This is a genomic window from Lysobacter tyrosinilyticus (assembly GCF_054779815.1).
Genome location: NZ_BAAGXN010000013.1, coordinates 230,732 through 252,512 on the forward strand (window position 1 = coordinate 230,732; position 21,781 = coordinate 252,512).

Annotated in this window: 26 protein-coding genes; 14 read left to right on the forward strand and 12 right to left on the reverse strand. The window is 65.1% G+C overall.

Annotation, left to right across the window (positions count from 1 at the left end):
- Nucleotides 1–71: 71 nt before the first annotated feature.
- Both ACYVGK_RS15670 and ACYVGK_RS15675 read right to left on the reverse strand, forming a co-directional pair.
- The gene (locus ACYVGK_RS15670) at nucleotides 72–266 is read right to left on the reverse strand and encodes a hypothetical protein (RefSeq protein ID WP_460735375.1); all 195 of its coding nucleotides are present in this window, start codon (nucleotides 264–266) and stop codon (nucleotides 72–74) included.
- Between the two features lie 75 nt (nucleotides 267–341).
- Nucleotides 342–545: a hypothetical protein gene (locus ACYVGK_RS15675; protein WP_460735377.1), complete on the reverse strand. Its 204-nt coding sequence runs from the start codon at nucleotides 543–545 to the stop codon at nucleotides 342–344.
- 627 nt (nucleotides 546–1,172) lie between these two features.
- Between ACYVGK_RS15675 and ACYVGK_RS15680 the strand changes: the two genes are divergently transcribed.
- The 5 genes from ACYVGK_RS15680 (at nucleotide 1,173) to ACYVGK_RS15700 (ending at nucleotide 5,706) form a co-directional block, all read left to right on the forward strand.
- Nucleotides 1,173–2,156: a quinone oxidoreductase family protein gene (locus tag ACYVGK_RS15680; protein ID WP_460735379.1), complete on the forward strand. Its 984-nt coding sequence runs from the start codon at nucleotides 1,173–1,175 to the stop codon at nucleotides 2,154–2,156.
- A gap of 138 nt (nucleotides 2,157–2,294) precedes the next feature.
- A complete protein-coding gene (locus ACYVGK_RS15685; RefSeq protein ID WP_460735381.1) occupies nucleotides 2,295–3,431 on the forward strand; it encodes a Vgb family protein in 1,137 nt (378 codons plus the stop codon).
- 195 nt (nucleotides 3,432–3,626) lie between these two features.
- Nucleotides 3,627–4,019, forward strand: coding sequence for a VOC family protein (locus ACYVGK_RS15690; RefSeq protein ID WP_460735383.1), 393 nt, complete (start codon nucleotides 3,627–3,629; stop codon nucleotides 4,017–4,019).
- A gap of 223 nt (nucleotides 4,020–4,242) precedes the next feature.
- Nucleotides 4,243–5,127: a lysostaphin resistance A-like protein gene (locus ACYVGK_RS15695; RefSeq protein ID WP_460735385.1), complete on the forward strand. Its 885-nt coding sequence runs from the start codon at nucleotides 4,243–4,245 to the stop codon at nucleotides 5,125–5,127.
- A 252-nt stretch (nucleotides 5,128–5,379) separates the two neighbouring features.
- Entirely contained in the window at nucleotides 5,380–5,706 is a 327-nt protein-coding gene (locus tag ACYVGK_RS15700; RefSeq protein ID WP_460735387.1) for a hypothetical protein, read from the forward strand.
- Between the two features lie 164 nt (nucleotides 5,707–5,870).
- Here the strand turns inward: ACYVGK_RS15700 and ACYVGK_RS15705 are convergent, their stop codons facing one another.
- The gene (locus ACYVGK_RS15705; RefSeq protein WP_460735389.1) at nucleotides 5,871–6,425 is read right to left on the reverse strand and encodes a DUF2058 domain-containing protein; all 555 of its coding nucleotides are present in this window, start codon (nucleotides 6,423–6,425) and stop codon (nucleotides 5,871–5,873) included.
- A 76-nt stretch (nucleotides 6,426–6,501) separates the two neighbouring features.
- Between ACYVGK_RS15705 and ACYVGK_RS15710 the strand changes: the two genes are divergently transcribed.
- Nucleotides 6,502–6,993 carry a M48 metallopeptidase family protein gene (locus ACYVGK_RS15710; protein WP_460735391.1) on the forward strand — a complete coding sequence of 164 codons (492 nt, stop codon included), beginning with the start codon at nucleotides 6,502–6,504 and terminating at the stop codon, nucleotides 6,991–6,993.
- A gap of 339 nt (nucleotides 6,994–7,332) precedes the next feature.
- On the opposite strand, the gene ACYVGK_RS15715 is transcribed toward ACYVGK_RS15710, so the two are convergent.
- Together ACYVGK_RS15715 and ACYVGK_RS15720 are read right to left on the reverse strand one after the other, a co-directional pair.
- Nucleotides 7,333–7,962 carry a DNA-3-methyladenine glycosylase gene (locus ACYVGK_RS15715; RefSeq protein ID WP_460735632.1) on the reverse strand — a complete coding sequence of 210 codons (630 nt, stop codon included), beginning with the start codon at nucleotides 7,960–7,962 and terminating at the stop codon, nucleotides 7,333–7,335.
- On the reverse strand, nucleotides 7,955–8,158 hold the full coding sequence (locus ACYVGK_RS15720) for a hypothetical protein (protein ID WP_460735393.1): 204 nt from the start codon (nucleotides 8,156–8,158) through the stop codon (nucleotides 7,955–7,957). Before ACYVGK_RS15720 ends, ACYVGK_RS15715 begins: the two co-directional genes overlap by 8 nt.
- 179 nt (nucleotides 8,159–8,337) lie before the next feature.
- Here ACYVGK_RS15720 and ACYVGK_RS15725 point away from each other — a divergent pair, with 179 nt between their 5' ends.
- Complete coding sequence (locus ACYVGK_RS15725) at nucleotides 8,338–9,360, forward strand: methyltransferase (RefSeq protein WP_460735395.1); 1,023 nt, start codon at nucleotides 8,338–8,340, stop codon at nucleotides 9,358–9,360.
- A 28-nt stretch (nucleotides 9,361–9,388) separates the two neighbouring features.
- Here the strand turns inward: ACYVGK_RS15725 and ACYVGK_RS15730 are convergent, their stop codons facing one another.
- The 3 genes from ACYVGK_RS15730 to ACYVGK_RS15740 form a co-directional block, all read right to left on the reverse strand.
- A complete protein-coding gene (locus tag ACYVGK_RS15730) occupies nucleotides 9,389–10,051 on the reverse strand; it encodes a M24 family metallopeptidase (RefSeq protein ID WP_460735397.1) in 663 nt (220 codons plus the stop codon).
- A gap of 195 nt (nucleotides 10,052–10,246) precedes the next feature.
- The gene (locus tag ACYVGK_RS15735) at nucleotides 10,247–11,182 is read right to left on the reverse strand and encodes a LysR family transcriptional regulator (protein WP_460735399.1); all 936 of its coding nucleotides are present in this window, start codon (nucleotides 11,180–11,182) and stop codon (nucleotides 10,247–10,249) included.
- Between the two features lie 151 nt (nucleotides 11,183–11,333).
- The gene (locus ACYVGK_RS15740) at nucleotides 11,334–11,756 is read right to left on the reverse strand and encodes a DoxX family protein (RefSeq protein ID WP_460735401.1); all 423 of its coding nucleotides are present in this window, start codon (nucleotides 11,754–11,756) and stop codon (nucleotides 11,334–11,336) included.
- A 407-nt stretch (nucleotides 11,757–12,163) separates the two neighbouring features.
- On the opposite strand from ACYVGK_RS15740, the gene ACYVGK_RS15745 reads away from it, so the two are divergent.
- Nucleotides 12,164–12,772: an FMN-dependent NADH-azoreductase gene (locus tag ACYVGK_RS15745; RefSeq protein WP_460735403.1), complete on the forward strand. Its 609-nt coding sequence runs from the start codon at nucleotides 12,164–12,166 to the stop codon at nucleotides 12,770–12,772.
- Nucleotides 12,730–13,026 carry an EAL domain-containing protein gene (locus tag ACYVGK_RS15750; protein WP_460735634.1) on the forward strand — a complete coding sequence of 99 codons (297 nt, stop codon included), beginning with the start codon at nucleotides 12,730–12,732 and terminating at the stop codon, nucleotides 13,024–13,026. The genes ACYVGK_RS15745 and ACYVGK_RS15750 overlap by 43 nt, the downstream gene beginning before the upstream one ends.
- A gap of 4 nt (nucleotides 13,027–13,030) precedes the next feature.
- On the opposite strand, the gene ACYVGK_RS15755 is transcribed toward ACYVGK_RS15750, so the two are convergent.
- Both ACYVGK_RS15755 and ACYVGK_RS15760 read right to left on the reverse strand, forming a co-directional pair.
- The gene (locus ACYVGK_RS15755; protein ID WP_460735405.1) at nucleotides 13,031–14,098 is read right to left on the reverse strand and encodes a pyridoxal-phosphate dependent enzyme; all 1,068 of its coding nucleotides are present in this window, start codon (nucleotides 14,096–14,098) and stop codon (nucleotides 13,031–13,033) included.
- Nucleotides 14,099–14,200: 102 nt separating this feature from the next.
- Nucleotides 14,201–14,677, reverse strand: a complete 477-nt coding sequence (locus ACYVGK_RS15760) for an Lrp/AsnC family transcriptional regulator (RefSeq protein ID WP_460735407.1) — start codon at nucleotides 14,675–14,677, stop codon at nucleotides 14,201–14,203.
- 114 nt (nucleotides 14,678–14,791) lie between these two features.
- Between ACYVGK_RS15760 and ACYVGK_RS15765 the strand changes: the two genes are divergently transcribed.
- Both ACYVGK_RS15765 and ACYVGK_RS15770 read left to right on the forward strand, forming a co-directional pair.
- Entirely contained in the window at nucleotides 14,792–16,261 is a 1,470-nt protein-coding gene (locus ACYVGK_RS15765) for a M20/M25/M40 family metallo-hydrolase (RefSeq protein WP_460735409.1), read from the forward strand.
- 14 nt (nucleotides 16,262–16,275) lie between these two features.
- Entirely contained in the window at nucleotides 16,276–16,893 is a 618-nt protein-coding gene (locus ACYVGK_RS15770; RefSeq protein ID WP_460735411.1) for a glutathione S-transferase family protein, read from the forward strand.
- A gap of 120 nt (nucleotides 16,894–17,013) precedes the next feature.
- On the opposite strand, the gene ACYVGK_RS15775 is transcribed toward ACYVGK_RS15770, so the two are convergent.
- On the reverse strand, nucleotides 17,014–17,271 hold the full coding sequence (locus tag ACYVGK_RS15775; RefSeq protein ID WP_460735413.1) for a hypothetical protein: 258 nt from the start codon (nucleotides 17,269–17,271) through the stop codon (nucleotides 17,014–17,016).
- 493 nt (nucleotides 17,272–17,764) lie between these two features.
- Here ACYVGK_RS15775 and ACYVGK_RS15780 point away from each other — a divergent pair, with 493 nt between their 5' ends.
- Nucleotides 17,765–18,658 (forward strand): metal-dependent hydrolase, encoded by an 894-nt coding sequence (locus tag ACYVGK_RS15780; RefSeq protein ID WP_460735415.1) that lies wholly within the window; start codon nucleotides 17,765–17,767, stop codon nucleotides 18,656–18,658.
- Nucleotides 18,659–18,738: 80 nt separating this feature from the next.
- Nucleotides 18,739–19,029 (forward strand): YciI family protein, encoded by a 291-nt coding sequence (locus ACYVGK_RS15785; RefSeq protein ID WP_460735417.1) that lies wholly within the window; start codon nucleotides 18,739–18,741, stop codon nucleotides 19,027–19,029.
- Between the two features lie 32 nt (nucleotides 19,030–19,061).
- Here ACYVGK_RS15785 and ACYVGK_RS15790 read toward each other — a convergent pair whose 3' ends face one another.
- Complete coding sequence (locus ACYVGK_RS15790; protein WP_460735418.1) at nucleotides 19,062–19,904, reverse strand: COG4705 family protein; 843 nt, start codon at nucleotides 19,902–19,904, stop codon at nucleotides 19,062–19,064.
- 182 nt (nucleotides 19,905–20,086) lie between these two features.
- Between ACYVGK_RS15790 and ACYVGK_RS15795 the strand changes: the two genes are divergently transcribed.
- A complete protein-coding gene (locus tag ACYVGK_RS15795; RefSeq protein ID WP_460735420.1) occupies nucleotides 20,087–21,781 on the forward strand; it encodes a tetratricopeptide repeat protein in 1,695 nt (564 codons plus the stop codon).

The window sequence follows — 21,781 nt, forward strand, 5'->3', positions numbered from 1 at the left end:
CTCACGATCGGCAAGCTGCCGTAACCCGGGCGGCGGCAGCGATTTCTATCGGTGGCCTGATGCAAAGCCCGCTACGCCGAACCAAGCGCTAGGCCCAGACATTCGTTCTGCCAAGCGGTGAGGATCGTGACGTACTGATCCAACAGCGCCCGATCATCCAGGTGCAGGCCGGCCCGGTAGCCGCGATTGACCGTCGCGACGCGATCAAGTCGAGCCAACAGTTCGCGCATGCGTGACGCTTCGGATTCTTCCCATAGCGGTTCCATGCAGACCACCTCCACGATTCATTCTGGATGCCAGCGCTTTCGTCAAACGAGGCGCTGGTTCGAACGCTGATGGATTCAATGCGTCCGATTGCAGGCCGAGCGGATCAAGGGCGCGATTTCCTCCCAGTCCAAGGCTGACGTGTGATCACTCTTCTGCCAGCAATACTCCAGCATGGGCTCGATCTCGGACCAGCTGTGCTCAGTGGACTCGGCCTGCGCAATCTCGGCGAGCGTCTCCACCAGGGTCCGGTCCGTCACTGACAACTCTTTGAGATCCATAGCGCTCCCTTCCGTGGATTCCAGTTACTGCGCTTCTTGGAACGAAATCACGTGGCTTTCACGGTCAACCGTTCCCAAGGGGCCGAGGCCAAACTCCGCTGCGGGAAGGATTCCGAGTCCTGGCCTCAAGGCTTAAAGCCTCAGCGCCAAGGCTCGCGAGCCCTGGCCGAAGGCCGAAACATCCTTCCGGATGGACTCGCCGTCACTGGTGAAGGCCTTCGCATCCTTCGGGAAGGATCGGCGAACGTGAGGACGCCGGACATCAAAAAGCCCGGCGAGACCGGGCGTGCAGCCGGATCTGCCAGGCAGAAGAACGCGGCCGCGCCGCGTTCGTGTTGGCGATGGCGGGGTCAGTTCACGCCGGTTCGCGCTCGGCCGCGCGGCGGGTCTTCGCGCAAAGCTTCGCGAACCCTGGGCGCCACCCCCGGCCAGTGCAGGCATAAACCGTCTCTGTTCCAATCCTAGATCAGGACGCCATGCGAATCGGGGTAGGCTGCCTCCCCGCGGCGTGCGAGGCCTGCGCCGTCGTTCGTGCGTTCCGGAAGAGGCCGTCGGGCTGATGATGGAGACGACCGGCGTCGCGCCGACACGCAGCTGACCTGCATCCGCAATCGAGAACACAGCCCCATGCATGCACTGACCTTCTCCCGCTTCGGTGGGCCCGAGGTTCTGGAATGGACCGCCGTGCCCGATCCCGTCCCCGCACCGGGTGTCGCTGTGGTGCGAACGCAGGCGATCGGACTCAACTTCGCCGACGTGTATCGCCGGCAGGGCCGCTATCACCTCGTTGGTTCCCCGCCGTGGATTGCGGGTTACGAGGGCGCGGGCGAAATCATCGCCTTGCACCCGGATGATGCGAACGGTACGAGCGGTGGGCGGGTGTTTCGCCTCGGCCAGCGCGTGGCGTTCGCCGACAGCCCGTTCGCCAACGCGGAGCAGGTGGCGGTGCCACTGGACAAGCTGATCGCGTTGCCAGACGACATCGGCAGCGATACCGCGGCCGCGCTGCTGCTGCAGGGACTGACCGCGCAGTTCCTGCTCGAGGACAGCCACGCCGTACGCGCGGGCGAGACGCTGTTGGTGCATGCCGCCGGTGGCGGCGTTGGCCAGCTGCTGGTGCAACTGGCTCACGCCAAGGGCGCGCGCGTGATCGCGCTGGCATCGAGCGAGGACAAGCGCCACGCCGCGCTGGCTGCCGGCGCGACCCATGCGGTGGACTCGGGCGCCGGTTGGGTGGAGCGCGTGCGCGCACTCGCGCCCGACGGTGTCGATGCGGTCTACGACTCGGTGGGACGCACGCTGGGCGACAGCCTCGCGCTCGCGCGTGTCGGCGGCACCGTCGTGTTCTATGGCATGGCCGCGGGCGATCCCGACCCGGTCGATCCGCGCGTGCTCATGGACCGATCGCTGACTCTGACCGGCGGCGATCTGTGGAACGTGCTGACCACCGCCAGCGAACGCCAGCAGCGCGCCGATCGCCTGTTTGCCGTGGTGCGCGCCGGGCAGTTGAAGGTCGCGATCGCCGCGCGGTTCGCCTTGCGCGATGGCGCGCAGGCGCATGCATTGCTGGAGGGACGTGGCAGCGTGGGCAAGGTGCTGTTGCTGCCGTAGTCGATGAGTGTGTCGGAAGTGTCAGGGACCGCTCCATAAGCTGGATGAAGCCGCTTTGGTTGTCATTTCAGACGGTCCAACGCCACGCTTACGATGGAGCCGGCCACCTTACGGCTCACTCACGGAGGAGAAACAACCATGCACGGAAACATCATCGTTGCCCTTGCGCTAGGCGTCGTCCTGTCGACGCCCGCGAAGGCGCAAATGCCGGGCAGCATCGTCGAATTCCCGATTGCCTACCCGAATGCGCCGACGGTGAAAACCGGCGCCTGCCATCCTGCGCCGGCCGGTTCGACGCATGAGATTACTTTCGACGCGAAGGGCGGCAATACGCTCTGGATTACCGGACAGAACTACGACCAGGTCGTTAGGGTCACTGAGTCGGGCGAGACCAAGTTCTATCCGATGCCCGTCGGCAGCGGTCCGCACGGCATCGAGTTCGATACGGAGCACCGGCTGTGGGTGACGCTCGAATTCGCCGGCAAGATCGTCCGCCTCGATGCGAACGGCAAGCCCGATCGCACCTTCGACGTGCAAATCGATTGTCCGGCCTGTGTGGGCGGCAAGTTGAACACCCATCCGCACGGGATGTGGTTCGGTCCCGATGGAAAGACGATCTGGTTCACCGGCAAAGCCACCGGCACCGTGGGCAAGCTGACCCAGGACGGCAAGGTCACCCACTATCCGCTCAAGACGGTCGGCAGCGTGCCGATCTACGTGCGCCCCGGCAACGATGGTTCGATGTGGGTCACTGAGCTGGTCGGCAACGCGATCGCACGCATCAAGCCGGACGGCACCGTCGATGAGTTCAAGATTCCTACCAACAACAGTCGGCCCATTGCCATCGTGCCCGAACCAGGCAGCAACGCCATGTGGTTCACCGAAGAGGCCGGAAACCGCATCGGCCGCATCCCAGGCGATTGCACCGCGACGCAGTGCACGATCACGGAATTCCAGCTGCCGATGTCGCAGTCGAATGTCATCCTCGCGGCGCTCGCGTTCGACGCAGACCACAACCTGTGGGTGCAGCAGTACGTCGATCAGAACAATCCCACGCCGAGCAATCCCAGTCCGCCGGGTAGCGATCACATCATCAAGATCGACAGGGCGTTGCTCACCGCCACGCCGGGCGATCTGTCCAACGTGCCGATCACCTATTACACGGTGCCCACGACGCAGACGGTGATGCACCGGATTCTCCAGGGCCCGGACGGCAACATCTGGTTCACGGAGTTGGGGTCGAACAAGGTGGGGAAGCTCATCCGGACGCCGTAGGCGGCTCATACCATGCCGCGCAACGGCGAGAGAAATCGGCAGGCCGGTCGCGTACCAGATCTGCCGGGTAGCGATGGCGACGCGGGTTGGGCGCCGATATCCAGGGGTGGTTGGTGTCTGTCAGAGTGCATTTTTGGAATCGGTACTCGGCCCCTGTCTCTTTATTGATCCGGGTCACATTGGAGGCGAACAGCAATGCGAAACCCACCCACTCCGGGCGCCCTGATCTTTGCCAAGAATCTCGGGCAGGTTGCAGCGTTCTACGAGAAGCTCCTCGCGCTCTCAGTGGTCCACGCGGAGAGTGATCATGTCGTTCTGGAATCGGGCAACTTCCAATTGATCATCCACGCGATCCCCGAGCACATCGCCAGTTCGATCGCCATCTCGGTGCCGCCAATAGTTAGGGAAGAGCAGGCCATCAAGCTGCTCTTTCCGGTCCCCAGTCTCACCCAGGCGCGATCAGTAGCGTCGCTCTTGGGGGGGCACCTCGATCCCGCCCACCGGGAGTGGCAGGCAGCAGGCATGCGCGTGTGCAACGGCTACGACCCAGAGGGCAATGTCTTTCAGCTTCGCCAGGAAGTTCCCTGACTCCTGGCAAGGGAGACGCGCTCCGAGGAGCCTTCCTGGCTCACGTTCGCCGAACGTGAAAGTCCACCTGCTGACAACGCAGGACCATAGGCTGGGCTGGCCCTATCGACCCAGCGTCCCGTGACGCGGCAGTGCCTCGCGACACGGTGACCTTCTGCATATTCCGAGCGCGCGACACCGCCGTCGACAATGCATCGAATCCACGCGCTCACGGAGCCCTGTCTTGCGGCATTTCTTTTTCAATCGCGAGCGACGCTTGCGCAATGGCTGGTGGATGCTGCTGTTCCTCGGCGTCGTCTTCGTCACCCGCTTCGCCTACACGCCGCTGGCGCATGCGTTGAGGGGCCTGGGGATCGCCAAGCACTGGCTGGAGCCGCTTGGGTTCCTCTTCATCCTGCTGGCGACCTGGGCGTGCACGCGGCTGCGTCGCGAGCCACTGGCCAGCGTCGGCTTTCATCTGGACCGGCGCTGGGCGAAGGAAGCCGCGTGGGGAATGTTGCTAGGCATGGGCTCGATGGCGCTCGTAGTCGCGCTGATGTGGGCAACCGGCTCGGTGCGTCTGCAACTCGATCCGGCCCGCAGCGTCGGCGCGCTCGGCGTGGGACTCTACGTGTTCGTGTTCGTGGCGTTGTTCGAGGAAGCGCTGTTCCGCGGATTCCTGTTCCAGCGCCTGGTCGACGGCGCGGGGGTGTGGGTCGCGCAGATCGCACTTGCGCTGCTGTTCGCGACCGCGCACTGGGGCAACCCGGACATGCACGGCGCCACCAAGGTCTGGGCCTCGCTCGATATCGCGATCGCGGCACTCATGTTGGGCATGGCCTATCTGCGCACGCGCAGCCTCGCCTTGCCCTTCGGCTTGCACCTGGGCTGGAACTGGATGCAGGGCCATGTGCTGGGCTTCGATGTTAGCGGCGTCGATCTGCCCGGCTGGTTCCTGCCGCAGTTGCTGGACCGGCCCGCATGGATGACGGGCGGCGCCTTCGGACCGGAGTCGACGGTGTTCGCCGTGGTGGTCGATCTAGGCGTGCTGCTGGCGCTGTGGAAGTGGAAGGGCAGCCCGGCGGTTTCGCCGCAGCGCGAGCTGTTGCTGCGTCCGAAGCTGGTGTAGTAGGTGGGACGTTAGCGCCGTAACGCGCACGGTGAGCGGGCATTAGCGAAAGACTGAATGGGCGCTGCATCGCACGGCGGGACAGGCGCATCATCGGGTGTGTTTCACTGGCCCGCGGCATGGAGGCTGCCGTAGAGTCCGGGCAACCTCAGGCCCCGCTGTGGTCAGTGGCGAGAGGCGTGAGGCTCGATTTCATTTGGCCGAAGCCGCTTCGCGGCACGGCTCCCCGGGCGTTATCCGCATGGAGGCTTTATGAGCGTTGCGCTGGTCGTACTGCTAACCGTTGTTTCGCTGCCGCCGTCCGCTCGCCGCGACGATATCGTCGTATATGAGGCAAGTGAGCTCGTCGATCCCTGTCGCTTGGAAGCCGAGGCCTACTTCGTCGGGAAGGGCTATACCACTTACCAGTGGGCCGCCTCGCACAAGAGCAGCGGCAATGCACTGCTCGTCAACGGACGGCTGCGCGTGGGCCACGAAGACGTGGAAGTGAAGTGCCGCGTGCCCCGCGGCGCTCGGCTTACCTACATGACACTCGAAGTGGGAGAGCCCACTCAGGCTCCTGATTTGAGGGGGCTTTAGTTCGGCCTGTCGGCACCACGTTGGTTCGTCGACCAACGTGGTGCGCCTCTGTCGAAGTCATCCATCTGCGGCGAGCGACAGCCCAGATTGCTTTGAGCTTTGGTGATGACCGCCTAAATGGTCCTTGCCGACATCGTGGATGCGGTGAGAAACAAACAGGACGGCTACCAGATCAAGTCGTCAGGCACCTGGAACTGTGCGTAATACGCATCGTCTTCGGAGGTTGTGACGGCGGGCTCGGCGTCCGTCTTCTGCCCATGATCGAGCACGATCATGCTGGCGTCGCGTTCACGCACCTTTTCCGCCGCCACACGCGGCAACAGCTCATAGCGTTCGCCCACACGGACGATCACCAGCGCTCCGGTCGCCAACTGCTTGCGCAGATCGTCGTTGACCAGCAGGGCGCGGATGGAGCCGTCGGCGGTGAAGCGGTACTCGCTCTCACCCGAGCGGGGCACCTTCCGGTCTTCGATGATCTGCCGGGCCTGGGCGCGAAGTTCAGCGGTGCGTGCCTGGGCTTTTTGCTCTGCCGCGAGGGCGCGGTCGCGCTCGGCCTTGTCGGCCCGCGCCCGTTCGGCTTCCAGCTGGATCTCGCTGGGCGCGGCCGGTCCCTTGGCATGACGGGCCTTGTTCTGCTCACGCGCCGCCTCGGCCACCTTGGACTTCTTGACCAGGCCCGCCTTGAGTAGTTGTTCCTGGAGCGGATTCGCCTTCGCCATGTTGCAGTTTCATGTTGAGTACTTACGGCCCATCATACCGAGCGTCCGCACAGCCCGCCTTCATCCGCTTCCGCCGATGCAACCCTTGAAGTACCTCACCGGCTACCCACCCCACCTGCAGGCGCGGGTGCACGAGCTGATCGCGCAGGGTCGGCTGGGCGCAATACTGGCCGAGAGGTATGCCCAGCCCCATGCCGTGCGCAACGACAGCCAGCTCTACGACTACGTCCAGGGACTGAAGGATCTTCACCTGCGCAAGTCGGTGCCGCTGGGCAAGGTGGTTTACGACAGCAAGTTGCAGGTGATGAAGCACGCGCTCGGCACTCACACGGCCATCTCTCGCGTACATGGCGGCAGGCTCAAGGCCAGTCGCGAGATTCGCATCGCCACCGTATTCCGCGATGCGCCCGCCGAGTTCCTGAAGATGATCGTGGTGCACGAGCTGGCGCACCTGAAGGAAGCCGAACACAACAAGGCGTTCTACCAGCTATGCGCGCACATGGAGCCGGACTACCACCAGCTGGAGTTCGATCTGCGCCTCTATCTGACTCAGCTTGAGGTCGGATAGGCGGTGGGCTGGGTGATCCGGCTCGGCAGGGCGTGCTGACGTACAAACTTCGACGGATAGCTCTTGAATGCTTCCAAGCATTGGACCGAGCAGAAGTAGTAGTCGTGATCCGCGTGACACGCACTGTAGGCGATCGGAATGGGCTCGATCGGGCGTCCGCAGACGGGGTCGATGGGAGCAACCCACTGCTTCGGTCTGGAATGAGGGACGTTCATGGCGACCTTTCGGTTTGACCAGCAGCGTGCACTCCCTTGCGTTGCCAAGGTTCGCCATTCGGCAGAGTGACCGTCAATCCATCGCATGGGTGGCGGGCCATCGGCCGTCGAAACAGCGCTTCGATTACGGGCGTGGATTGCGCAATGGTGGCAATCCCGGCCGCGCCTTCGACACATGCGCGTGATCCGGCACATGCCAGCGCCATGGATGTTCGATGGCATGGCGAATCCCGATGCGCGGGCCAGCGACCGGATACTCGGGTGGTGGCATGCCATCGGAGACGATGCTGATGCCACGGTCGCTGCTCACCAGGTTGGCACCATCGAAGCTGTGGTCGATGCCCATCGCCTGCGCCAGGCGTCCGGGCCCGCTCGCAATGTCACGCAGGCGCGTGGGGAAGTTGCGGGCCTGCAGCATGAGTTCCAGACCATCCAGCGGTTCCATCGCACGCAACAGCACGCCGACGCCTTCGCCTGGCTTGCCGCACACGGCATTGGCGCACCAGTGCATGCCGTAGGTGAAGTACACGTACAAATGCCCGCCGGGACCGAACATCGTGGCGTTGCGCGCGGTCTTGCCGCGATACGAATGCGCGGCCGGGTCTTCCGCGCCGGCGTACGCTTCCACTTCCACGATGCGTCCCGCGCGACCGTCGTCGCGCAGCAGGATCTTGTTCAACAACTCGGGCGCGACCACGCGCGGGTCGCGACTGTAGAAGGCGCGGGGAAGCCGCTTGCGGCGCCGGCTAGCGATTGAAGCCGGACCGCTCAACGATGGCCTCCAGTTGGGTCAGGGCATAGTCCCGATCCCGGTCGGACACCTCTGCCAGCAGGCGCTCGGCTTCATCCTCGAATTCGGGCGGAAAGCTGTTGCGGTCCTGCAGCAACGCCGGTACGCGTGCTTCGATCGCCTGCAGTCGTGCGTCGGTTTGCGGTCGGGTAAGGGCCATGGCCTTCAGGTCGCGTTCGATGTCGCGAGTATGCGCACGACGCTGGCACGGCCGGATCAAGGCGGGAGGACGTCTTGCGTGACATGCGTTCGACCGGGGCATCGAAGCCGCCGGTGTGGCCGCGGCGACGGATCGACCGCGTTATCTGGTGGCCGACTCCAGCAACAGGAACGTCCGCCATGAACGACTTGTCCCCCGCTCGCATCGCTGAAGTCGGCATGGGTTTCTGGCCCGCCAAGACGCTGCTGTCCGCCGTGGAGCTGGGCGTCTTCACGCGGTTGGGCTCCGGCGCGCACACGGGTGATGAGCTCCAGGCGGCGCTCGTGCTGCATCCGCGCGCCAATCCCGACTTCTTCGACGCGCTGGTCGCGTTGGGCTTCCTTGAGCGGGACGGGGACGGGCCGGGTGCGCGCTATCGCAATACCGCAGAGACCGCGGCGTTCCTCGATCGCGCCAGTCCGCGCTATGTCGGTGGCTTCCTCGAGATGGCCAATGCGCGCCTGTATCCGTTCTGGGGCGATCTGAGCGAAGCGCTGCGCACCGGCCTGCCGCAGAACGAGATCAAGCGCACCGGCGCGCCGATGTTCGTCGAGCTGTATCGCGATCCGCAGCGCCTGGAACAGTTCATGCGGGCGATGAGCGGCATTTCCGCCGGCAACTTCCAGGCCTTCGCCGACAAGTTCGATTTCTCGCGCTACACCACGTTGTGCGACGTCGGTGGAGCGACGGGGCAACTGTCCATGTTCGTTGCCCGGCGCCATCCGCATATGCGCTGCATCAGCGCGGACCTGCCCGAGGTCACCGCGATCGCGCAACGCGAGATCGCCGCAGCGGGCTTGTCGGACCGCGTCGCGGCGCAGTCGCTCGACTTCTTCAACGATCCGCTGCCGCGCGCCGACGTGATCACGATGGGCATGATCCTGCACGACTGGAACCTGGAGAAGAAGCGACATCTCATCCGCGCGGCCTACGCGGCGCTGCCGGCCGGCGGCGCATTTGTCGTGATCGAGAACCTGATCGACGATGCCCGCCGCGAAAACGCCTTCGGCCTGCTGATGTCGCTCAACATGCTGATCGAGTTCGGCGATGCCTTCGACTACACCGGCGCGGACTTCGCCGGCTGGTGTCGTGAAGCGGGCTTCAGCCGCACGCAGGTCATTCCGCTGGGCGGGCCGGCGAGTGCCGGGGTGGCGTACAAATAGGTCGCACGCGCGACGCAGCTGACATACGTCAGATCAGCACGTCCTCATGGAATGCGCCGTAGGTGCCGTCACGATTGGCGATCTGGATCTCCAGTACCCACACGCCAGGCACGGGTATCCCTTCGAACTCACCGAGGTCGCCGCCGCGATGAATCGCATGCGGGAAGTCGCTGACGCGGTGACCCCGGATATCCATGTTGAGCACCCAGCCCAACTCATCCGCCCGTTGCGCCGCATAGTCGTACAGCGCCGGGCCAGTGAGTGCGCGATTGCGCCAGGCGTCGCGAACGTCATCGAAGAGTGACTTCGCCGCGACGGCACAAGCGGCCATGTCGGGATCGTTGCCCGTGGTGAATGTCGCGCCGACGTCGCCCTCGTGGCCACGGAACACCGGGCCGATATCGATGAAGTAGATGTCGTTCTCGCCCAGTACCGGGTCGCCATCGGACTTCTGATTGAACATCTTCAAGGTGTTGGCGCCGAAGCGCACATGCACGGGATGCCAGATCCGTTCCATGCCGAGGTCGTGGAGGATGTCCATCGCCATCTGCTTGGCTTCCGACTCGCGCAGGCCGGGGCGAAACGCTTCGGACATTACGCGCACCGCGCGCCAGGATTGCTCACTTGCGTGGCGCATGAGCTCGAGGTCGAAGGCCGAGCCGACGGCTTCCTTGGAGTGGAGCGTGTTCATGGGGGATCGAGGTCGCGGAGGGCCGAAGTCTATCCGACGCCCGTAGCGATGCCCTAATGAATTTGGAGCGCAGCTATCAGTAGCTGCGCGGCTTTTCCAGAAAGCCAAGCATGCATATCACCCTGCAAGATCCGAGCTCCATGAAACTCGCCTCCGAATGACAGAGTGATTCGAAGGCGAACCGCGGATTCGCGACTACGCGCTCTGACGCGACCGCGAATCCGGAGCCGCGGCGTCCACCAGCCCCGCGGACACGATCCGGTTCATCACGAATTCGATGAATGCGCTCAGTGCACGCGGCATCTGCCGGCGACTCTGGTACACGAGAAACAGCTCGAGGCCATCGACGCCGTAGTCCGGCAAGACCTGCACCAGTTGCCCGTCACGCAGGTGTTGGGCGGTCGCGATGTCGGGCAGCAGCGCAATGCCCATGTCGGCCACGCACGCCTTGAGCAGCGCGAGCGCCGTATTCGCATGGAAGCGTCCACGAACTTCGACGTCGACCGGTCCCTCGGGACCATCGAGATGCCACACCACGCGACCGGAGACCGGCGGCACGCCGATGCACTCGTGTGTCGCCAGCTCTTCGAGTAATTGCGGCGTGCCATGCGTGGCCAGATAGGCGGGGCTGGCCATCAGGCGCGCCCGGTTGGAGCCGACGCGACGCGCGATCAGCGTCGGTTCGGTCATCGCGCCGGCACGAATGGCGACGTCGATGCCTTCCGCGACCAGATCGGCGCGGGCGTCGTTGAGCACGAACTCCAGCCGCACCTTGGGATGGGCGACAAGGAATTCCTTCACCCACGCGAGTTCGAACCAGTTGAACAGATCTGCCGGTGCGGCCACGCGCACCTTGCCGCTCGGGACCTGGCTGCCTTCGGCAAGCTCCAGCGTGGCCTCCGACAGGGCTTCGACCTGATCCGCGCTGCGTGCGTACAGCGCTTCGCCGGCATCGGTCAGGGTCAGGCGTCGGGTCGAACGATGCAGCAGGCGCAGCCCGAGCTGCTCTTCGAGCTGCTGGATGCGCCGGCTGGCCGTGTTCGAAGGCATGCCGGCGCGGCGTGCGGCCTCGGCAAAACTGCCCGCCTTCACCACCTGCACGAACAGGGCGACATCGTTGAGATCGACCATGCGCTGCCTCCGGGCGGGAGCCTCCGTTGTCCCGGAGACAAGGGCATTGTCTCCGAGACGGAGGACGCTCGCATCCGGTAGCCGTCGAGAGCGCCGCGTCGACACTAAGGGCGCAAAGATCTCGAGGGCATCCAGGGCGCGCATGCGTCGATCACTTGGCCGCGCGCGCATCCAGGCTGTAACGGCCTGCTCCGTTCGCGGCGAGGATCAGGAACGCGCCGGTGATGGCCACGTTCTTCATGAACATGATCATCTGCATCTGATCGGCGAAATTGTTGTGGAACAGCAGCGCCGCAATCAGGGTGAAGCCGGCCAGCAGGAGCGAAACGATCCGGGTCTTCCAACCCGCCATGATGGCGAGGCCGCCGCCCACCTCGGCAAGGATCACCAGCGGCAACAGCATGCCGGGGACGCCGACCGAAGCCATGTAACCGGCCGTCGCAGCATAGCCCGCGATCTTGCCGAGACCGGACATCAGGAACAGGGTCGCAAGCAGGACGCGTCCGAGCAGTTCGGTGGTGTTGCGCAGGGCGGTCGTTTGCGACGCGACCAGCGTTTGGGAATTCGTGGACATGGAAGGACTCCGTTTGAGGTGATGGTTTGAATGGCAGGTCAGATCGGGTGATGCGTTCGTCGCGCCGCCGGAAGGTGGACGCACACGCCAACCTGCCTTTTGTCGCGGGCCACACACGTGGCGGCGAAGCGGAGCGGGTTGCGTGGAGAAAATGTAGGGGCCGGGCAATCGCCCCACTAGACAGCGCAATGGGATTTCACCCGTCCACAAATGGCCGCAATCCCCTGGGGACCGCCTATGGCGCCGGTCAAGCGGAATCTGGGCATCGCGACCGGCGGAAAACCGGGGCGGAGGGATTGCTCCCGCGCATGGACGAGTGCAATCCCATCACGCCGTCTACTGGCCTGGAGGAGCGGTCAATAGATTGCTGGCCGCGGAACATCACCGCCCAACTTCCAGGTGCAGCCATGAAACTCCTCCACATCGATTCGAGCATCCTCGGAGAGCATTCCGTGAGCCGCCAGTTGACGGCGAAGCTCATCGACGCGGCACGTGCCAGCCACGACGATGCGGAAATCGTCTATCGCGATCTGGCCGAACAGCCCGTGATCCATCTCGCTGGCGCGCATCTGGCCGCCGCGCAGGGTGTGACGCCCGAATCGGCCGCACTCCAACAGGATGTGAACGCCGGCGCGAACGATCTCGAAAGCTTCCTCGCGGCCGACGTGGTGGTCATCGGCGCGCCGATGTACAACTTCAGCATCCCCAGCCAGCTGAAGGCGTGGATCGACCGCATCGCCGTTGCCGGCAAGACCTTCCGCTATACCGAAAGCGGCCCGGAAGGCCTGGTCGGCGGCAAGCGGGTCGTGATCGCATCGACGCGCGGTGGCATCTATGCGAGTGACACGCCGATGGCGGCGATGGATCACCACGAGACCTATCTGCGGAGCGTGTTCGGATTCCTCGGCGTGACCGATCTCCAGTTCATCCGTGCCGAAGGCCTGGCGATGGGCGATGAATCGCGCGCACGCGCATTGAAGGCGGCCAACGACGAAATCGCGGTGGCCTTTGCGTAGCGCCTTGCGAACGCGCGAAGCTACTGGTCGAGACCATCATCGCCGCAGGTCACCACCTGCAGCTGACGGTAGTCGCCGAAGGCGTGGAAACGCAGGGCCAACACGCCGCACTGACCGACGCCGGTTGCGATCTGTTCCAGGGCTATCTGTACGGCCGACCGATGCCCGAAGCCGCCTTCCGCGAATGGCTGTCGGTCATGCAGCGCCGGGCCGGCATGGCGACCTCGACGGTGCTGCGGCCGCGCGTGAGCTGATTCGTCAGGCGAAGGTTGCCGCGTCGTGGTTGGGCGTCGTCCCCTCGGTAACCACCAGCAATACATCGCTGCCGGAGGTGAGCTGCAACGCCGAGCGCAAATCCGGTCGCGCTGCCGTGGTCAACAAACCCGCCAGGCCCGCCGCGCCCGAGGGCGTCGTATCCGGTCCACCGGCCGCGCGCAGGCCGGTAACGGCCCGAGCCAACTGATCCTCGTCGACGAGTACAGCGCGGGCGTCGTGACGCTGCAACGTGTGCAGCGCGGGTGTGGAGACCAGGCCGCACGACAGCATCTGTGCCGAAGAATGCAGATCGCCTGTGACCTGTACCGGATGCCCGGCTTGCAACGCGCGGGCCACACACGCCGCGGATTCGGGCTCGACGACCACGATGCGGGCGGGTGATCGCAGCAGGTCGCGCAGCCCGTCGGCGAGCGCGGCGGCGAGACCGCCCACGCCGGCCTGCGCGAACACGTGACTGGGACGCGTGCGCAGCGGCGCGAGCTGGTCAGCGAGCTCGGTAGTGATGAGCGAATAGCCCGCCATCACGTCGCGCACCACGACGTCGTCCGAGTCGGCGGTAGTGTCGGGGATCAGCAGGCCTTCGCCGCGCTGCGCCGCGCTCACCGCCGCAAGCACAGCGGCGTCGTAGGTGTCGTCGATCCATACGATCCGCCCGCCCAGGGCTTCGATGCGCGCTGCGCGCACCGGATCGACGCCCACGGGCAGGTAGATGCAGGCAGCGGTGCCGGCACGCTGCGCGGCCGCAGCAACGGCGAGGCCGTGATTGCCATCGCTCGCGCACAGGAGTGCAGGCAGCGCATGCCGATCGTCGCGCGCTTCGAGCAAATCAATCGGCGAGGCGGCGCCGACGACGCGGGCCAGTGCCCGCAGGCCCGCGATCATGCCGCCCAACACCTTGAAATTGCCGAACGGGCGTTCGCATTCCAGCTTCACGAACACGCGGCCGACGTCGGTCAATCGCGCAAGTTCAGGCAGCTCGATCAGCCGGGTCGGGCGATAGTCGTCCCAGAGCCGGGCGAACTCGGGCAGCTCATGTCGAAGAAGGGTCATGTCGCCAGTATGGTCCCGGCTCGGCGACGACCGGCGGCAATCCGAGCAGCGTTGGCGCGGAAAAACTGCGCGAAGACCGCTTCCCGCGGTTGGCGCGCTGGCTCAGTCGTCGCGGTCCAACGGAACCGGGATCGCGAGGCTGCGCTTCAACACGCTCAATGCCACGTTGGTGGTGAAGCGCCGGACGTTCGGATTCTCGCTGACCAGGCGCGACATCAGCAGGTCATAGGTTTCCGTATCCGGCGCGGTGATGACCAGGACGAAGTCGGCTTCGCCGGTCACGTAGAACGCCTGCTGGATGTGCTCCTGCGCGGCGAGCCACTTGCGCAGCTGCGCGAGCAGCTCCGGGCGTTCGCGTTCGATCTGCAGCGACACGATGAAGAACGTGGGTCGGCCGATCTTCGCCGGGTCGACTATGGCGGCATCACGCGCGATCACGCCCTGCTCGCGCAGGCGACGCAACCGGCGCTGGATGGCCGAGGGCGACAGCGGCACCTGATCGGCGAGGCGTTCGGCGGTCTGGCCGGCATCGTCCTGGATCAGGTTCAACAGTTGACGATCGAAGCGGTCGAGTTCCATGGCGGCACTGTAGCCGGCGCAAGGCGCAGAAAAAAAGCGCCAGCTGACCCCACATTGCGGCGGGCATGCGCGTCCGGCTGCCTAGCATTTCGTCCTCGCAACGAGGCGCATGACATGGATTCCAAATCGCTGGACGACTTCATTGAACAGGCCTGGCAGGTGGATGTCCTGCCGGCGCTGCTCGATTACATGGCCATTCCCTGCGAGTCGCCGGCGTTCGATCCCGACTGGGACGTGCACGGTCATCTGCAACTGGCGGCGCAACTGATGCGCGATTGGGCGCGGGAGCATCTGCGTGATGTACCGGGCGCCAGCGTGGACATCGTCCGTGTCCCAGGACGCACGCCGCTGGTCTTCATCGACATTCCCGGTGAAGCCGGTGCGCCGGTGCTCGTCTACGGCCACCTCGACAAACAACCGGCGATGGAGGGCTGGACTCACGGCCGCGAAGCGTGGTCGCCGATGCTCGAAGGCGACCGTCTGTACGGCCGCGGTGGTGCCGATGACGGTTATGCGATTTTCGCCGCCATCACCGCCGCGCTTGCCCTGCGCGCACAGGGCGCCGCGTGTGCGCGCTGCGTGATCCTGATCGAGGGCTGCGAAGAGTCCGGCAGCGCAGGCCTGGACGAATACATCGAGTATCTGGCGCCAAGAATCGGCGTGCCGTCCGTCGTGGTCGCGCTCGATGCCGGCTGCGGCAACTACGAGCAGCTATGGCTGACGACGTCGGTGCGGGGCCAGGTGGCGGGCACGCTGGACGTGCGTGTCCTCGAGGAAGGCGTGCACTCGGGCGATGCCTCGGGCGTGGTGCCGTCCAGCTTCCGCATCGCTCGACAACTGCTGTCACGACTGGAAGACCCGGCAACAGGCGACGTGGTATCGGCGTTCCACGTACCGATACCGGACGAGCGTCGCCGCCAGGCGGCCGCCGCCGTGACCACGATCGGTGCGGACTATTACGCGCAACTGCCACTGCGGGCCGGGGTGCAGCCGGTTTCCGACGATCTGCCGACGCTGGCGCTGAATCGATCGTGGCGGCCGCAATTGGCAATTACCGGCTTCGACGGTCTGCCCAGTGTCGCCAACGCCGCCGCGGTGATGCAGCCGGCGACCAGATTGAAACTGAGCCTGCGTCTGCCGCCGGTGCTCGACCCGCAAGCGGCCGCGCAGCACCTGAAAGCACTGATCGAGAGCGATCCGCCGTATGGCAGTGAGGTGTGCTTCACGGTCGACATGACTTCACCCGGCTGGAATGCCCCACGCATGGCGCCATGGTTGGAAGCGAGCCTGGAGCGCGCGTCATTGGGTGCCTTCGCCAAACCGATGGCGATGCTCGGGGGAGGGGGCGGCATTCCGTTCCTGTCCATGCTCGGCGAACGCTTTCCGCATGCGCAGTTCGTCGTGACCGGCGTGCTGGGCCCCAAGTCCAACGCGCACGGTCCCAACGAGTTCCTCCATATCCCGACCGCCAAACGCATCACCACGGTGATGGCGCATCTGCTGCACGACGCAGCCCGAGAGTTTCGCGACAACGGCGCGGGCGAATCCCCGCGGCGCCGATTCGCCCTTGCATCCTTCCGTTGAGTCCAGGAGTTCACATGCAGCTGCTCTATCAGACCCACTCGCCCTACGCCCGCAAGGCGCTGGTATTCGCCCACGAAGCGAACCTCGCCGACCGCCTGGATGTAGCGCATCACGAAACCAGCCCGACCCGGCGCAACGAGGATGTCTTCGCGAAGAATCCGCTGGGCAAGGTGCCGGTTCTGTTGCGTCCGGGCCAGTCGCCGATCTTCGACTCGGATGTCATCTGTGCCTATCTCGACACCTTGCATGACGGGCCGCGCCTAATTCCCGCTACGGGCGAAGCGCGCTGGCACGCCCTGCGCGTGCAGGCGGTGGCGCAGGGCATGGCCGAGGCCGGCATCGCCGTGCGCTGGGAATCGGTGCGACGGCCGGAAGCGTTGCGATACGCCCCGCTGCGCGACGGCTACGTAGAAAAACTGGCTGAGAGTTACGACTGGCTGGAACAGGAGCTCGATGTTGCGGGCACGCTCCACGTAGGTCACATCGCCGTGGCAACGGTGCTGGATTGGCTGGAGTTTCGTGAGCTGCCGAGCTTCCGAAGCGGACGTCCCCGCCTGGTGGAATGGTTTGATGCATTCCGGCAGCGGCCATCGATGCGAGCCACGCCGCTATCGGGAGAGACGCAGGATTGAAGGTCGTCGGCGACAGATCCACCGATGCGCGATCGGTACTGGCGCATCGACCGGGCGGACGCCGGCTATCAGGCCTCCGTCCCGGTCTGGATGGTTCGGCCGGGACGACGCGACGTTCGCCTACAAATAATCCGTCGATTCGCCGCGCCAGCGGCCGTCGAGATAGTCGGTGAGGTCATCCCAGCGATAGGGCACGCGGCCGAGGAAGAGCTCGAGCTTTTCACCCACCATGCGCCGGTTGTCGTCGCTTGGGTCAAGTTCGTGCAGACGCAGGTATTCGTCGATGAAGAAGTCGACGTGATGCATCTCGCGCAGCGACACGAACACGCGGTCAATCGGTCCTTGATAGTGCCGGCTGGCACCGGTGTTCCAATCCATGGGGCACCTCGGGGGAGGGGGGCGGACAGCGGTTGTGAACGCTACTCCTGCGTGGCCACAGAGGCTGCAGATAAGCCTGTGGACAAGCGGTGAATAGCGAGAAAACCGCGGAAAAATCCCTCATATCCGCGGTGCATCACCCAAACGGGTGGGGCCCCGGGAATGCGCGCTTTGAGTGGGAAGTTGCGTGCAGTGCAGCAAGGCTGCGCAGGTGTGCCCGGCTGGAGCTGGATCTCTCAGTCGAATCAACACGTGCGCAAGATGGTTGCCGCCGGAGACCGTCACCATTCGCTCGCGAAACGTCCATGTTTTTAGATGCCGCTGTTGCTTGTCGCGACAGTCACACAGCGACGACAGGGCGATCACAAGGCGACAGTCGCGCTTACGCCAGGGCAGCTTCGCTAACGGAACTTGTGTCGCCCTGCCAGGGCGAGTAGATACTTGTGTTGGAGCTCCTGGACCTGCCCATGTTCCTGCCTCAGGGAGGAAGCGAATGGCACACGGAATCCAGCCAAGGAAGTTCACGGCCGCGTTCTCCGAACAGACGCCCCGGCACTGGTGCGGCGGCGATGCGGCGCTGACCCATATCCTCAATACCTACACGCTGGTGGTGCCCGGCAACGAGGGCTACTACATCCGTTCGCTCAAGCTGTGCATGCCGCGGCTGAGCGATCCCGCCGCCATCGACATGGTGATGAGGTTCCTGCAGCAGGAGGGCCAACACGGCGCGGGGCACCATCGCTTCTGGGCCGTGCTGGAGGCTCAGGGCTATCGGTTCCGCGGGTTCGTGCGCGGGACCGATGCAGTGCTGTACCGATTCCTCGAACCGATAACGCCGCTGCCGATGCGCCTGGCGATGGTGTCGTGCGTCGAGCACGTCAACGCCTATCTCGGCCATGAATTCCTGGCCCAGCGCATGCTCGAAGGCGCGGATCCGGATCTGCGCGTGCTGTTCGAGTGGCACTTCGCCGAAGAGATCGAGCACAAGCACGTCGCCTACGATGTGATGCAGCAACTCTGGCCCAGCTATGTCCTGCGTCTGCTGGGTGCCGCGCTGGTGCTGCCGCTGTTCTACCTGCTCATGACCGCGGGCATGCTGTATCTGCTGCATCAGGATCGCTTGCTGACTTCGCGATCCGTCTGGCGCGGGTTCGGACGCCATCTGTTTTCCGGTCACCACATGGTTCGGCGCAGCCTGGCCCATATCGGCAGCTATCTGCGCCCGGGCTTCCATCCGTGGCAGTTGGACGACAGCGCGCTCGCGCGTGGCGTGGTGGAAGTCGACAGAGCGTCGGCGACGCCACGACTGCGTGACATCCCGGTGCCGGCCAAGACGGAGTCAGCGGCGCACGCCGAACCGCGCGGCATGGAAATCGAGCAAGGCTGATTGGGTTGCAGCACTCGCTGCGGTGCATGCCGCTATCATGCGCGCCACACATTCGCAGGGCGCTGACATAGAGGATTCCCATGTTCGTGGTGCTACTGACTTACACGCAGCCGATCGAGGCCGTTGACGCGCTCGTTCCGGAACATCGCGAGTTTCTCAAGCGCATGTATCAGGCCGGCACGTTCCTGCTGTCGGGCCGCAAGGAACCGAGGGACGGCGGAGTGATCCTGGCCAGTGCCGCTTCGGTGCAGGAACTCGAGCTGCTCCTGGCGCAGGATCCCTTCCACGTGCATGGCGTGGCTGCCTACCAGGTCATCCAGTTTGTACCGACCATGGCGGCACCAGCGCTTCAGTCGCTGGTGGTGGTCTAACGGGCGCCGACGAACAGCTGATCGCCGCGAACTCAATGGCTCTTGCGTGCCGGCCGCTGCGGCAACAGCAGCACAAGCACGATGATCAATCCCAGCAGCACCGCGCTTGCCGAGTAGCGACTCAACGCCAATCCGCCGTGCGCCTGTGGTTTGTCGAGGAAGTCGCCCACCGTGGCCCCCAGCGGTCGCGTGAGAATGAAGGCGGCCCAGAACAATGCCGTGTGCGACACGCGCCACCGGCGCCAGTACGCCCACGCGACCAGGAGCAGCAAGCCACCAAACACCAGCGACGCGCCGAGGTAACCCAGCCCGGCGCTGTCCGCGGTCCAGTCGCCCAGCGCGGTGCCGAGCGTCTGCGAAAACATGATCGTGACCCAGTAGAAGTACTCGGCAGCCGGCGTGCGCACCGAAGCGACATTCACCGTACCCAAGGTGCGATGCCACACGAACAACGAAGTCGAGAGCAGGCCGAGCAACAGCACGGATCCGCCCGGATAGCCGATTCCCAGCGAGCGATCGGCGAAATCCGCGAGCGTGGTGCCTACGGTGGTCGAGGCGACGATCGTCGACCAGTACAGCATTGGCAGGAACCGCAGGGCCGCCACCTGCAGCGCCACTGCGCCGACGAACAGCACCAGGAAGATCGCGCTGCCGACCAGGTAGCCCAGGTTCATCGACATCGACACGGCGTCGCCACCGGTCTCTCCCAGCGTCGTCGCCAGGACCTTGATGATCCAGAAGCCGAGCGTAATCGCCGGTACCTTGCTGGCGTCGTCGCGCACCGCATCGACGAGCGCGGTCTCGGGGATCGAGCGTTCGCCGGCGAGCACGTAGCCGCCCTTGCTCCGCGATGGGGACGACCTTGGTTGCTGCATAAGTGAGGAATGCCATCGGGCTGAACCGACGATCCTCGGAGCCGCGATGTCGGAACCCGGTAGGAGAGGCGGTACGCGGACGAATGCTCACCCATTCGGGTGAGGGTCGACCGCATGCCTCGGGATTGCCCCGCCACCAGCGACGGCGTAGAACCGAAGCCCTCTCGGCCCGGGGTTTCGCCATGAAGCGTCTCTTCGCCGTCTCGCTGCTCGCGTTCGCCGCTGCCGCGTCCCTGTCCTGCCTGCGCAGGCCCGAAGCACCGCCTACCGCGTCGGCACCCCCGCCCGAACCGCCGCAACTCGTGGGTGCCACGTTGCTGGAAGGCCTGGGCAATTACCACTTTCCGATCACGACAACTAAGCCGGAAGCGCAGCGCTGGTTCGACCAGGCGCTGATGCTGACCTACGGCTTCAACCACGATGCCGCCGAGCGCTCGTACCTGCGCGCGACGCAGCTCGATCCCGAATGCGCGATGTGCTGGTGGGGCGCGGCGCTGGTGCTCGGGCCGCACGTCAATGCAGCGATGGACCCCTCCAACAACACGCCCGCCTGGCAACGGCTGCAGAAGGCGATCGCGCTGGCGCCGAAGGCGACGCCGCGCGAGCGGGCCTACATCCGCGCGCTCGCGGCGCGCTATGCGGAGAATCCGCCGCAGGACCGCAAGCCGCTCGATGCGACATATGTCGAAGCCACGCGCAAACTGGTCGCGGAGCTCCCCGATGACCTCGACGCGGCCACGCTTCATGCCGAAGCGATGATGGACACGCAGCCGTGGGATTACTACGACGCGAAACTGCAGCCCAAGGGGCACACGGCGGAAGTCGTGTCGACGCTGGAGTCGGTGATCCGGCGCAATCCCGATCATGCCGGCGCGCTGCACCTGTACGTGCACGCGGTGGAAGCCTCGGCCGATCCGCAGCGCGGCGTGGCCGCGGCCGATCATCTGCGCACATTGATTCCGGGGTCAGGCCACCTGGTGCACATGCCCGCGCACATCTACTCGCGCGTGGGCCGCTGGCACGATGCGGTGCTCGCCAACCAGGTCGCGATCCAGGCCGACGATGTCTATCTCGCGATCTGTCGTGGCAACACCAGGGGTGTCTATCCGTTGGGCTACGTGCCGCACAACCATCACTTCCTGTGGTTCGCGGCAAGCATGGAAGGCAGCAAGGCGTTGGCGAAGTTGGCCGCCGAACACACCGCGCAGCGCACCGATCTGCCCGACCTGATGCGCCAGCCGGGCTTCGCCGGACTGCAGCAGTACTGGCTCACGCCGTGGTTCTATCGCGTGCGCTTCGGCGAGTGGGACGAGATCGCGGCGACACCGAATCCCGCGCCGGACCTGCCCTACGTCACCGCGATCTGGCACTACGCGCAGGGCATGGCCGCGGTGCGGCAGAACCGGCTGGATGCCGCAGACCAGCATCTCAAGGAGCTCGCCAAGGCCGCCGCCGATCCGGTGATGGACACGTTGACCATGTGGGACCGCTACTCGTTGTCGCATGCGGTGCGCATCGCCGAACGCACCCTGGCCGGCGAGCTCGCCAATGCCCGCGGCAATCACACCGCCGCCATCGCCGCCCTGCGCGAAGCCGCCGCGATCGAAGACCGCATTCCCTACGACGAGCCTCCCGGATGGCATGCACCCACGCGGCAAACCCTCGGTGCACTGCTGCTGGCCGCCGGCCAGCCGGCCGCCGCGGAGCGCACCTATCGCGAGGAACTGCAGCGCAATCCGGACAACGGCTGGTCGCTGTACGGCCTCGCGCAAAGCCTGCATGCGCAGAAGCGCGAAGCGGAGGCGCGCGCGGTCGATGCCCGTTTCGCCAAGGCCTGGCGCAATGCGGACATCCGGATCACGGCGTCGCGCCTGTGA